Here is an 11,845-nt window from a genome sequence, read left to right as displayed (position 1 = left end):
GGTGTGCTCATGTTCTTCGCTACCTGTTCTCTTGCTGTGGCGTTCCGGGTCCGTCAGGCGGGTAAGGCACTGAAGAACTCTTCGACCGCAGAGGTGTCCGGCGAACCGGTGATGCGCAACGCTCGGGCGAATGCTCGCCGCCGAACTGCCGCGTCGAGGCACTGCTGAACCGGGTGCAACCACGCACCCCGACCCGGCAGGTTACCCGCTGAATCGACCGAGACGACGCATTTACCGTCCCCGTCGCGTACAGCTGCCACTCGAAGCAAGTCGACGGCCAGCTCTCGTTTCCGGCAGCCGATGCAGGTACGCACCGGAGCTGTCGGAGTCTCGCGCTGGATCACAGTGCAGTCTACCGTCTCGGGGCCCTTGGACTTCAATCGCGGTCGCGGCCCCGACACGCCGCCGGTAACTGCGGGTTTTGGCCTCAGCGGTCGCGGCCGGCACCGTGGCCGGTCGACCGGCCGCCGGCGTCCGCCCCCTGACCGTCGGCGTCGCTACGGATGTCGATGCGCCACCCGGTGAGACGCGCCGCCAGGCGGGCGTTCTGGCCCTCCTTGCCGATCGCCAGCGACAGCTGGAAATCGGGCACCACGACCCGCGCCGCGCGCTGCGCCTCGTCGATCACGGTCACCGACACGACCTTGGCCGGCGACAGGGCGTTGGCGACGAACTTCGCCGGGTCCTCGTCGTAGTCGATGATGTCGATCTTCTCGCCCGAGAGCTCGCTCATCACGTTGCGCACACGCTGACCCATCGGGCCGATGCAGGCGCCCTTGGCGTTCAGTCCCGGCACGCGCGACGCGACCGCGATCTTGGACCGGTGGCCGGCCTCACGCGCCACCGCGACGATCTCAACCGACTCGTCGGCGATCTCGGGAACCTCCAGTGAGAAGAGCTTGCGCACCAGGTTCGGGTGGGTCCGCGACAGCGTGATGACGGGTTCGCGGGCGCCGCGGGTGACCCCGACGACGTAGCAGCGCACGCGGTCGCCGTGCACGTAGCTCTCCCCGGGCACCTGCTCGGCGGCCGGGATCACGCCTTCGGAGCCCTTGGCCTCCGTACCGACCCGCACCACCACGAGGCCGCGGGCGTTGGCCCGGGCGTCGCGCTGGATGACGCCGGCGACGATGTCGCCCTCACGCGCCGAGAACTCGCCGTAGTTCTTCTCGTTCTCCGCATCGCGCAACCGCTGCAGGATCACCTGACGCGCGGTGGTCGCCGCGATCCGGCCGAATCCCTCGGGGGTGTCGTCCCACTCGTGGATGACGGTCCCGTCGGTGTCGGTCTGGCGCGCGATCACCCGCACGATGCCCGACTTGCGGTCGATGTCGATGTACGCGTCGGGCTCGTGCCCTTCGGTGTGCCGGTACGCGGTCAGCAGCGCCGTCTTGATCGTGTCGACGACGACGTCGACGCTGATTCCCTTGTCCGCCTCGATGGCATGCAGTGCCGCCATGTCGATATTCATCCGTCGGCCCCCTCTCCGGTCATACCCGCCAGCTCCAGTTCCCGGCGATTGGGTGGTGAAAATTCAACCTGTACAACAGCTTTCGTAATGTCCGCGAGCGCGACGGTCTGCACCGACAGCACCCCGCGGTTGGCGACGACCAGTTGGATCGCGCTGCCGTCGTGCTCGCCCAGCCGGCCCGTCAGCGACGTGCCGTCGGCCAGGGTCAGCTCGACCTTTCGACCACGGGCGCGGCGGTAGTGCCGCTCCGCGGTCAGCGGGCGCTCCACGCCGGGCGAGGTGACCTCCAGCACATACGGCTCGGAATCGGCGGTCACCTGGTCCAGCAGCTCGGATGCGAGGCGGGAAAGGTCGGCGACGGCGTCGAGGTCCAGACCCGAGTCGCCGTCGGCCACCACGACGATGCGCGGAGGCCGCGCGGCAGCGTCCACCCGCACATCTTCGATGTCGTATCCGGCGTCCGCAAAAGCACTGCTGAGCAGCTCAAGCACTTGGCCTGTGGTCGGTAACCGACTGGGTGGCAGCGGTCGTTCCGGCGTGTCCCGGGCCACGGCGAGCTCCTCATCTTGAGTTGTGCGGACAGGGCCCCCAGAAGGGTGAACCCGGTACCAACGATACGCCAGCAGCGCATGGCCGAATGGCAATCGCGACCGCGGCACCGGAGAACATCCGGCGCCGCGGTGCCCGGCGGCCGGTGTCCGCAATGGCAGGATGTGGCTGTGCCGCACACCGAAACCACCGTCAGCCGACGGCGTGTCCTGTTGGGCACGGCGGCTCTGGCGCTGCTCGGCGGCGCGGCGTCGGCCTGCGGGTCGGCACCGCAGCGCGATCCCGCCCTGGACATCCTGACCGCCGAACTCGACCGGGCCCGTCGCGACAGCCGGCTGGCCGCGTCCGCCGCCACCGGCGTACCGCCGCAACTGGCGCCGGCGCTGACGGCCGTCGCGGCGCTCCGGGATGCGCACGCCCGCGCGCTGTCCGACGAACTGACCCGGATGGGCAACCCGCCGTCAGCCGCGCCGTCGTCCACCACCGAGACCTCCGCCGCCGCTTCGCCGACGCCTGGCGCCACCCCGCCGCCGGCACCCCCGACACCTCAGGAAGTCGTGGCAGCGCTGGAACAGGCCGCCGACAGTGCGGGCCGCGCCGCCGCCGGCCAATCGGGTTACCGGGCCGGGCTGCTGGCCTCGATCGCCGCCGCCTGCACCGCGGCGCACACCGTCACCCTCGCCGGACAGGCCGCGCCATGACCAGCCCGCAACCCACCCCGACCCGCCCGGGCAGCGCCGCCGACGCCGCGCTGTACGACGCGATCGCCACCGAACACGGCACCATCTACGGCTACGGCCTGGTGTCGGCGCACACCACACCCGACGTCAACGATCTGGTGGCCGAGGCCATGGCCAAGCACCGCGCCAACCGCGAAGCCGGCATCACCGCGCTGGCCGGACGGTCGGTGCCGGCTCCGCTGCCGGCCGCGGGCTATCAGCTCCCCATCGACGCGAACAACCCGGCGGACGCGAGCAAGCTGGCGCTGCAGATGGAAGAGGAAACCGCCGTCGCGTGGCGCGCCGTGGCCGAGCAGGCCACCACCACCGAGGACCGGACGCTGGCCGTCAAGGCCCTGACCGATTGCGCGGTGCTGGCCGCCCGGTGGCGCGCGGCCCTCGGCATGACGCCGGCCGTCGTGGCGTTCCCCGGCGGCGCCGAGCAGTCCTAGCCGTCAACGCCGCGGATCGCAGTCACCTGGTGACCGCGATCCGCGGCACAACGAGGACTACCCCGCCAGCGCGGCCGTGATCGCCGCTGCGGCGCCGTCGACCGGCACCTCGGTCTTCTCGCCGGTGAAGCGGTTGCGCAGTTCGACGGTGCCGTCGGCCCAGCCGCGGCCGACCACGACGATCCACGGCACGCCCAGCAGCTCGGCGTCCTTGAACTTCACGCCCGGCGACGAGGTGCGGTCGTCGAGCAGCACGTCGAGGCCAAGGCGGTCGAGTTCGCCGGCCAGCTCGGTCGCACCGGTGCGGGCTTCGGCGTCCTTGTTGGCGATGACCAGGTGCAGGTCGAACGGCGACACCGAGGACGGCCAGCGCAGGCCGAGCTCGTCGTGGTGCTGCTCGGCGATCACCGCGACCATGCGCGAGACACCGATGCCGTAGGAGCCCATGGTCAGCCGCACCGGCTTGCCGTTCTCGCCGAGGACATCGGCGCTGAACGCATCGGTGTACTTGCGGCCCAGCTGGAAGACGTGCCCGATCTCGATGCCACGCGCCGACACCAGCGGCCCGGCGCCGTCGGGCGACGGGTCACCGTCGCGGACGTCGGCGGCCTCGATGGTGCCGTCGGCGACGAAGTCGCGGCCGGCCACCATGCCGACGATGTGCTTGTTGGGCGCGTCGGCGCCGGTGATCCACGACGAACCGTCGACGATGCGCGGGTCTACCAGGAATCGAATGCCGTTCTCCAGCAAGGCTTTCGGGCCCACGTAGCCCTTCACTAGGAACGGGTTGGCGGCGAAGTCGGCGTCGTCGAGCAGCGCGTACTCGGCGGGCTCGAGCGCCGCGGCCAGGCGCTTCTCGTCGATCTCGCGGTCGCCGGGCACGCCGATGCCCAGCAGTTCCCACTCCCCGCCCGGCTGGCGCACCTTCAGCAGCACGTTCTTCAGCGTGTCGGCGGCGGTGATCTCGCGGCCGAGGTCGACGGTGTTGGCCCACTCCACGAGGGTGGCGATGGTCGGGGCGTCCGGCGTGTCGTAGACGACGGCCTCGGGCTGGCCCTCGATCGGCAGCGAATCGGGCACCGCGGTGACGACGGCTTCGACGTTGGCCGCGTAGCCGGACTGCAGGCAGCGCACGAAGGTGTCCTCACCGACCTCGCTCTCGGCCAGGAACTCCTCGGATGCACTGCCGCCCATGGCGCCCGACACCGCGGACACGATGACGTACTTGACCGCCAGCCGGTCGAAGATGCGCTGATAGGCCTCGCGGTGGGCGTGGTAGGCGTCCTTGAGTCCGCTGTCGTCGATGTCGAACGAGTACGAGTCCTTCATGATGAACTCGCGGCCGCGCAGGATGCCGGCACGCGGGCGGGCCTCGTCGCGGTACTTGGTCTGGATTTGGTACAGCCGCAGCGGGAAGTCCTTGTATGACGAGTACTCACCCTTGACCGTCAGGGTGAACATCTCCTCGTGGGTGGGCCCCAGCAGGTAGTCGTTCTTGCGGCGGTCCTGCAGGCGAAACAGGTTGTCGCCGTACTCGGTCCAGCGGTCGGTGGCCTCGTAGGGGGCCCGCGGCAGCAGCGCCGGGAAGAGGATCTCCTGTGCGCCGATGGCGTTCATCTCGCTGCGGATGACGTCCTCGATCTTGCGCAGCACCTTCAGGCCCAGTGGCAGCCAGCTGTACAGGCCGGGCGCGATCGGGCGGACGTAGCCGGCCCGGATCAGCAGCTTGTGGCTCGGCACTTCGGCGTCGGCGGGGTCGTCGCGCAGCGTGCGCAGGAACAGCTCGGACATGCGGGTGATCACGGGTGGCCAGCTTAATCGCGGCCCTGCCAGGTGCAGACACACACCTCATTGCCTTCGGCGTCGGCGAGCACCCAGAACGCGGGTGCCGCCCGATCACTGAGCAGCACCCCGCCCGCCGCCAGTGCCGCCGCGATGCGTGCGGACGCCCGGTCGTGCGGGACGTCGACGTCGAGGTGAATGCGGTTGCGTTGCGGCCGTGGCACATCCATCTGCTGGAACCACAGGGCGGGGCCACGGCCGGCGGGATCGACGAGTCCCCCGCTCAGATCCGACGGCCCCGCTTCGTCGACGTAGCCGGTGACGGCCTTCCAGAACGGGCGCACCGCGGGGATGTCCATGGCGTCGATCGCGATCTCGATCGCCTGTACCGCGACGTCGCCCGGCGTGGTCGCCGCGCCGCGCTCGGCGAGTGATTCAGAGATGCGGCGTGCCAGCGCGATGTCGTGCGCGGTGACCCCGTCGGCCGAGCGCAGCCGCATGACGATCCGGTCGGCGCGAACGTCGACCGTCAAGTGGCCCTGCGCCTCTGGGCCGGTCTCCTCGACCACCGCGGCCGCGAGCGCCGCCGCCGCGCCCAAGCCAACCACCGGCACCTCCGTGTAGACGGCACCGAGCACCAGGCGCCACCCCAGCGGATTTACCGCATCCGAAATCTCCTGCCGCAGCATCATGATTCGGCCCCCGCGACCATGTCGAACCCCCCTGGCGGTCATGCCTCATGCATAGCACTGCGGCGCGTCCGACGTGCTCAGAGCAGTGCTTTGTTCACCACCTGCTCGTATGCGGTCTTGTCCGCCACGCTGACCGTCGGGCCGAACTGCAGGACGATGTTCATCGCCTGGAACGTGCCCGGCGTCGCTCCCGCATACCCTTCGGCAGCGCCGGTCGTGGAGAACACCAGCACCGTCACGGTGTCGGTCTCGATGGCCTCGATGCACTTGATGTCGGGGCATTTCTGCTTGGCCACATCCCGCGGGTGGGCCACCGGCAGTCCCGCGGCACCCATGTCCCGCACCACGGCCTGCGCGGTGACGGTGTTGAGGATCGGGGCGCCCGTCAGCGCACCGGCCTGTGGCCCGGGAGCCGGCGGGCGCTGGCACCCGGTGATCACCGTCGCGGCGAGCACAGCCGCCACGATCACAGCTCGGGCTCGCATTGCAGTCATGCACCATCAATAGCAGCGCAACCTGGAGCGCGGGCCACCGGGCGACGAAGCAGACGGCCCTTACAGCGTCGGGACGGCGTGCGAGCCGGCCGGTGCCGCGGCTCCCGGCGTGCGCAGCTTGCCTGCCACCCACGGAAGCGAATCCGCGAAGGCCTCGTTGGCGAAGCCCCAGTCGTGCAGGCCGAGCAGGGCCCGGATGTCGGCGTTGATGCCGTGCTGCTGGGCGATTTCGCACAAGGTGCCGGCCGCGATGTCCTGGCCCTCCGGATTCGCGCGCGCATCGCGCGGCACACCGGGGCCGGGTGCGTGGCAGGCCGCGACGGTGCCGGGGATCTCGAACAACCCGGAGATGCCGTGGTACCGGCCGTACTGCCGCATCACGGTGCTCGGATCGAACTCGGCCCATTTGGCCGCGTCACCCCCGTAGAGCTTGGCGATGGTCTGGTCCTTGCTGCCGATGTTCGGGCTCAGGTCCCCGGCGATGTCGACGAACGCGCTGAACAGGTTGGGATGGCGCGTCGTGAGCTGCACCGCGCAGGTGCCGCCCATGGACCAGCCGACGATGCCCCACTTCTCCGGCTCGGGACTGACGCCGAAGTTCGAGATGAGATACGGAACGACCTCTTTGGTCAGGTGGACCGACGAATTGCCGTGGCTGCCGTTGACGCATTCGGTGTCGTTGTTGAACGAGCCGGTGGCGTCGGCGAAGACGAACACCGGCGCCTCACCGCCGTGGGCCGCCGCGTAGTTGTCGATCGTGGCCTTGGCGTTGCCCGCCCAGATCCAGTCCGCCGGGGTGTTCAGCTGCGAGCCGATCATCATCACCGTCGGCAGCTGCGGCGGCGGATTGCTCGCGAACCATGCCGGTGGCAGGTAGACGAGTTCGGCGCGGTGCGTGAAGTTCGATTCCTGCGAGGTGGTCACGATGGGCACCACGACACCGCGCGGCGGCCGGATGCCTTTGAGCTGCATGGCCGTGACCGTCCAGCGGTCCACCTCGTCGGGCACCTTGCCGACGGTGAACTTGTGCCACGCCACGTACGCGGTCGGGAAGTACCCGACCCAGACATTCATCATCAGCAGCGCGCAGAGTGCGCACAGGGGCACCGCGAGCAGGGCCACCCCGCGGCGCCGCCAGGGGGATCCGCGCCAGCCGAGGATCAGGACCGTGGCGGCGAACCCGCCGAGCGCCGTCCAGATCCACAGCAGTACCGGGGCCGGGTCGCCGGCGATACCGAGCGAAGTGATGTACCAGTACAGACCGGCCGCGCACGCGACGCCGACCGCGAGTGCCCACGGCAGCCGGCTGATGCTCCACTGCCGCGACCGTCGCCCGACCGCACAGCACAGTGCCGCGAAAGTCAGTAGCTGGATCAGAAACGGAAGCCACCCATGCGTCAGCGACGCATGGGTGACGAACGAAGGCACGCCGATCCTCCAGGAAGCTACGTCGAGATCGAGCTACAGCTCGCCGGCGTCCAGCGCTTCCTTGGTGTCCTGCGCCGCCGCAACCTCGTCGGCGGTGTAGGTGATGAACAGCGACACCACGCCGACGATCACCGCCACCGCAGCGACCCAGAGCAGGCCGTAGGTGTAACCGTGGTCGAGTGCCGTGTGCTGCGCGGCGTTCATCTTGGCGACCGGACCGGTGGTCCCGCCGAGGTACAGCGTGCGCGACGTGATGACGGCCTGGATGACGGCCAGCACGACCGGCCCACCCAGGTTCTGCAGCATCAGCGCGATGGCCGACAGCGGACCGATGTCGCTCAGCGCGACGCCGGCGATGGCCGAGACGGTCAGCGGCACCACGATCATGCCGATACCGAAACCACCGACGGTGATCGGGATGACGAGGTTCGGGAAGTACGGGATACCGCCGTTGAGGGTGGACCCGTAGATCATCGCGGCGAGCACCAGGATGCCGCCGGCGATCACCAGCACGCGCGGCGAGAACATCGCCACCAGCTGCGACGACAGGCCCAGACCGATGCCGAGCGCGATGACGAACGGGATGAAGCCGATGCCGGCCTTCAGCGCGCTGTAGCCCATGATGTCCTGCACGTACAGGCCGATCAGGACGGTCAGCGTGAACATCACGCCACCGGCGAGGAAGACCGCGGCGAAGGTGGCCACGCGGTTGCGGTCCCGGAACAGGCTGAACGGCACGACGGGGTGCTCGGCGCTGCGCTCGACGAACAGGAACGCCAGGAACAGCACGGCCGCCGCGGCGCCGGAGCCCAGCGTCAGCGGGGACAGCCAGCCCTTCTCCGGCCCCATCGAGAAGCCGAACACCGCCGCGGTGCAGGCCAGGGTCGCCAGGATGGCGCCGGCCGCGTCGAGCTTCATGCGCTCGCGGGACGTCTCGGTCAGCGTGGTGCGGGCCAGGTAGATCATGACGAGGCCGATCGGCACGTTCACCAGGAACGCGTAGCGCCACGAGAACACCGTCAGCGCGCCGCCGACGACGAGGCCCATCACCGAGCCGACGCCGGTCATGGCCGCGAAGATCGCGGTGGCGGCGTTTCGGGCCGGACCCTTCGGGAAGGTGGTGGCGACGAGCGCCAGGCCGGTCGGCGAGGCGATCGCCGAACCGACACCCTGCAGCAGCCGGGCGATGACCAGGGTCGTCTCGTCCCACGCGACACCGCACAGGATGGAAGCGATGGTGAAGAGCGCGACACCGACGATGAAGGTGCGCTTGCGGCCGATGGTGTCGCCGAGGCGGCCACCGAGCAGCATCAGACCACCGAACGTCAGCACATAAGCAGTGATCACCCAGCTGCGGCCGGCATCGGAAAGCCCGAGCTCGTCCTGAATCTTAGGAAGGGCAACGATGGCGACGGTGCTGTCCATCGTGGCCAGCAGCTGCATGCCACCGATGGCGATGACCGCGGAAAGAAAGCGGGGGGACGGAAGCCAAGCTGGATACCAGCTCTTTCGTTCGTCCTCGGTCTGCCCCACGTGAATCGTGAGCGGTTCGCGGCGGCTGTGTGCCATGGCGGTGCGCTCAGCGTCGTTGAGAGCCGTCATGGAAAGCTACCTTACAGTAATCTTAAGATTTCTTTAACCCTGCGAAGGCCGCGACGTCCCCGATCACGATGATCGCGGGGGGTCGGATACCCTCGGAACGGATGTCCTCCGCCGCGTCGACGAGCGTGGTCTGCAGCGTCTGCTGTGCCGCCGTCGTCCCGTGTTGAACCACCAGTACCGGTGTTTCCGCAGGTCGGCCGCCTTGCAGCAGAACCTTCGCGAAAAGCTCGATGCGCTCGACGGCCATCAGCAGCACGATCGTGCCGCGCATCGCGGCTAGTGCGTCCCAATTCACTAACGATTCCGGGTGCCCGGGCGCGACGTGGCCGCTGACCACCACGAATTCGTGCGTGACGGCCCGGTGGGTGACGGGAACGCCGGCGAGAGCCGGAACCGCTATGGCGCTGGTCACACCGGGTACGACGGTGACCGGAATGCCGGCGTCGGCGCATGCCAGCACCTCTTCATAGCCGCGCGCGAAGACGAACGGGTCACCGCCTTTGAGCCGGACCACGAACTTGCCTTCCTTGGCCCGGTCGATCAGGACAGCGTTGATCGCGTCCTGGGCCATCGCCCGGCCGTACGGAATCTTGGCGGCGTCGATCACCTCGACGTGCGGGCCGAGTTCGGCGAGCAGCTCCTGCGGGGCCAGCCGGTCGGCCACCACCACGTCGGCGTGGGCCAGCAGCCGGCGACCGCGGACGGTGATCAGCTCGGGGTCCCCCGGGCCACCGCCGACGAGCGCCACACCGCGGTAGCTGTCGGGTTCGGCGGCGTCGCCGATGGCGCCGCGCTGCAGCGCCTCGTGGATGGCGGTACGCAGCGCCGCCGAGCGCCGGTGCTCACCGCCGGCCAGCACACCGACCGTCAGGCCGTCGTACTCGAAGGACGCCGGGGTCACCGCCGACCCTTCCTGGCCGGCGTCGGCGCGGACGCAGAAGATGCGGCGGCGGTCGGCCTCGTCGGCCACCGCGGCGTTGACGGCCTCGTCGTCGGTCGCGGCCAGGACGTACCAGGCGCCGTCGAGATCGTCGGTCTGGAATTCCCGCGAGATAAGGGTGATGCCGGTGCCGTCGGGGTTGTCGACGAGTGCTTCGACCACCGGGGTGGCGGCGGGCGCCACGACGTGGACGTCGGCGCCGCTGGCGATCAGCAGCGGCAGGCGCCGCTGGGCGACGCTGCCGGCACCCACGACCACGACCTTCTTGCCGGACAGATGCAGCCCCACGAGGTAGGCATGCTGGGACGTCATTTTGCTCCTCGCGTGCGCAGTATCACTCGGCGAGTTTAGTTGCCGCCGATACGAACCGACGCACCGAGTGCGGATGCGCGGCCGGATGGGTGTGCAGGTAGCCCGCGTGCACGCCGCCGCGGACGGCCCCGTCGTGCACGGTGGCCTGCCCAGCGCCCCGGAAAACCCAAGCCGGCGGCTGCTGCTCGGCGAATTCGACTGTGGTGCGGTGAAATTCGTGACCGGTGACGCGCTCCCCCGCAGCGTGCATGCTGGAGTCGACCGTTGCCACGGCATCGCGGTAGCCGAGGGTCAGCCGTTCGGTGAAGCGCGCCGAGCCGGACAGCACGCCACACATGGGGTGCCCGTCGAGGTCGTCGACCAGGTACGTGAGCCCGGCACACTCGGCATGCACCGGCGCGCCGACGGCCGCCAGCGCGACAATCTGTTCGCGGACAACGGCATTGGCCGACAGTTCCGCGGTGAACTGCTCGGGGAACCCACCGGGTATGACGAGCGCCTGCGTGCCGTCCGGCAGCGGGTCGGTGAGGGGGTCGAAGGCCACGACCTCGGCGCCGGCCATCTCGAGCAGCTCGGCGTGCTCGGCGTACCCGAAACTGAAGGCCTTGCCGGCGGCGAGCGCGACGGTTGCGGCCGGACCGGACTCCAGCTCGGGAGCCCACTGCGGTTCAAGAGTGCCGATCCCGGCACACCGGGCCACCGCCGCGGTGTCGACGTGGCGGGCGACGAGCTCGGTCATGACCTCGACGGCCTCGTGCGCCCGGCGGCCGTGTTCGACGGCGGTGACCAGGCCGAGATGCCGCGACGGAATCTCCAGTCCGCTGTTGCGCGGGATGGCGCCGAACACCGGGACGCCCGCCTGTTCGCAGGCCTGGCGCAGGACCTCTTCGTGCCGCGGCGAGCCGACCTTGTTGAGGATCACCCCGGCGATCCGCACGGCTCGGTCGAACGTCGAAAAGCCGTGCAGCAGAGCGGCAATGCTCTGGCTCTGTCCCCGGGCATCGACGACCAGCACCACCGGCGCGCCGAGCAGCCCGGCGACGTGGGCGGTCGACCCGGGCGCCGGCGACATCGGCTGCTCGGTGATGCGGCCGTCGAACAGGCCCATGACGCCCTCGATGACGGTGACGTCGGCACCCGCGCTGCCGTGCCGGTAGAGCGGACCGATCAGGTCGGCGCCGACGAGGACCGGGTCGAGGTTGCGGCCCGGCCGGCCGGTGGCCAGTGCGTGATAGCCCGGATCGATGAAGTCGGGGCCGACCTTCGCGGCGCTCACCGTGTGGCCGGCGCGGCGCAGGGCACCCATCAGGCCGGTGGCCACGGTCGTCTTGCCGCTGCCCGACGCCGGCGCCGCGATCACGACCGCTGGGACGGGATTCGTGGTCACTTCGTCCCCGCGGGAGA

12 protein-coding genes are annotated in these 11,845 nt (G+C 69.8%); 2 read left to right on the top strand and 10 right to left on the bottom strand.

All coding sequences use genetic code 11. The features are described from left to right. Positions 1-53 precede the first annotated feature (53 nt). The 3 genes from VXD91_RS06145 to rimP form a co-directional block, all read right to left on the bottom strand. Positions 54-260 (bottom strand): DUF448 domain-containing protein, encoded by a 207-nt coding sequence (locus VXD91_RS06145; protein WP_346414929.1) that lies wholly within the window; start codon positions 258-260, stop codon positions 54-56. A 167-nt stretch (positions 261-427) separates the two neighbouring features. Beyond that, entirely contained in the window at positions 428-1,471 is a 1,044-nt protein-coding gene (gene nusA / locus VXD91_RS06140; RefSeq protein WP_346414928.1) for a transcription termination factor NusA, read from the bottom strand. Beyond that, complete coding sequence (gene rimP, locus VXD91_RS06135) at positions 1,468-2,022, bottom strand: ribosome maturation factor RimP (RefSeq protein WP_212811794.1); 555 nt, start codon at positions 2,020-2,022, stop codon at positions 1,468-1,470. Before rimP ends, nusA begins: the two co-directional genes overlap by 4 nt. Before the next feature lie 168 nt (positions 2,023-2,190). On the opposite strand from rimP, the gene VXD91_RS06130 reads away from it, so the two are divergent. Together VXD91_RS06130 and VXD91_RS06125 are read left to right on the top strand one after the other, a co-directional pair. Then, entirely contained in the window at positions 2,191-2,721 is a 531-nt protein-coding gene (locus tag VXD91_RS06130; RefSeq protein WP_346414927.1) for a hypothetical protein, read from the top strand. Continuing rightward, positions 2,718-3,191 (top strand): ferritin-like domain-containing protein, encoded by a 474-nt coding sequence (locus VXD91_RS06125; RefSeq protein WP_212811796.1) that lies wholly within the window; start codon positions 2,718-2,720, stop codon positions 3,189-3,191. The genes VXD91_RS06130 and VXD91_RS06125 overlap by 4 nt, the downstream gene beginning before the upstream one ends. 57 nt (positions 3,192-3,248) lie before the next feature. Here VXD91_RS06125 and VXD91_RS06120 read toward each other — a convergent pair whose 3' ends face one another. The 7 genes from VXD91_RS06120 to VXD91_RS06090 all read right to left on the bottom strand — a co-directional run bounded on the left by VXD91_RS06120 (position 3,249) and on the right by VXD91_RS06090 (position 11,828). Then, the gene (locus tag VXD91_RS06120) at positions 3,249-4,994 is read right to left on the bottom strand and encodes a proline--tRNA ligase (RefSeq protein ID WP_212811797.1); all 1,746 of its coding nucleotides are present in this window, start codon (positions 4,992-4,994) and stop codon (positions 3,249-3,251) included. Between the two features lie 11 nt (positions 4,995-5,005). After that, on the bottom strand, positions 5,006-5,662 hold the full coding sequence (locus VXD91_RS06115; protein WP_212814845.1) for a VOC family protein: 657 nt from the start codon (positions 5,660-5,662) through the stop codon (positions 5,006-5,008). Positions 5,663-5,742: 80 nt separating this feature from the next. After that, a complete protein-coding gene (locus VXD91_RS06110) occupies positions 5,743-6,159 on the bottom strand; it encodes a hypothetical protein (protein WP_213020312.1) in 417 nt (138 codons plus the stop codon). A 60-nt stretch (positions 6,160-6,219) separates the two neighbouring features. After that, complete coding sequence (locus VXD91_RS06105) at positions 6,220-7,587, bottom strand: alpha/beta hydrolase-fold protein (RefSeq protein WP_212811799.1); 1,368 nt, start codon at positions 7,585-7,587, stop codon at positions 6,220-6,222. A gap of 33 nt (positions 7,588-7,620) precedes the next feature. Beyond that, on the bottom strand, positions 7,621-9,156 hold the full coding sequence (locus VXD91_RS06100) for an MFS transporter (protein ID WP_244872949.1): 1,536 nt from the start codon (positions 9,154-9,156) through the stop codon (positions 7,621-7,623). Positions 9,157-9,211: 55 nt separating this feature from the next. Beyond that, positions 9,212-10,441: a uroporphyrinogen-III C-methyltransferase gene (gene cobA, locus VXD91_RS06095; protein ID WP_346414926.1), complete on the bottom strand. Its 1,230-nt coding sequence runs from the start codon at positions 10,439-10,441 to the stop codon at positions 9,212-9,214. 22 nt (positions 10,442-10,463) lie between these two features. Beyond that, on the bottom strand, positions 10,464-11,828 hold the full coding sequence (locus tag VXD91_RS06090) for a cobyrinate a,c-diamide synthase (RefSeq protein ID WP_346414925.1): 1,365 nt from the start codon (positions 11,826-11,828) through the stop codon (positions 10,464-10,466). Positions 11,829-11,845: the final 17 nt, after the last annotated feature.

It is taken from the genome of Mycobacterium sp. SM3041 (assembly GCF_039668335.1).
In the GTDB taxonomy this organism is placed as follows: domain Bacteria; phylum Actinomycetota; class Actinomycetes; order Mycobacteriales; family Mycobacteriaceae; genus Mycobacterium.
This window is presented reverse-complemented; position numbering and strand designations above follow the sequence as displayed.

Excerpts from the sequence above, each read along its gene's own strand:
- VXD91_RS06100 (WP_244872949.1), bottom strand. The coding sequence starts at position 9,156 with ATGGCACACAGCCGCCGCGAACCGCTCACGATTCACGTGGGGCAGACC.
- VXD91_RS06115 (WP_212814845.1), bottom strand. The coding sequence starts at position 5,662 with ATGCTGCGGCAGGAGATTTCGGATGCGGTAAATCCGCTGGGGTGGCGC.
- VXD91_RS06125 (WP_212811796.1), top strand. The coding sequence starts at position 2,718 with ATGACCAGCCCGCAACCCACCCCGACCCGCCCGGGCAGCGCCGCCGAC.
- nusA (WP_346414928.1), bottom strand. The coding sequence starts at position 1,471 with ATGAATATCGACATGGCGGCACTGCATGCCATCGAGGCGGACAAGGGA.
- cobA (WP_346414926.1), bottom strand. The coding sequence starts at position 10,441 with ATGACGTCCCAGCATGCCTACCTCGTGGGGCTGCATCTGTCCGGCAAG.
- VXD91_RS06110 (WP_213020312.1), bottom strand. The coding sequence starts at position 6,159 with ATGACTGCAATGCGAGCCCGAGCTGTGATCGTGGCGGCTGTGCTCGCC.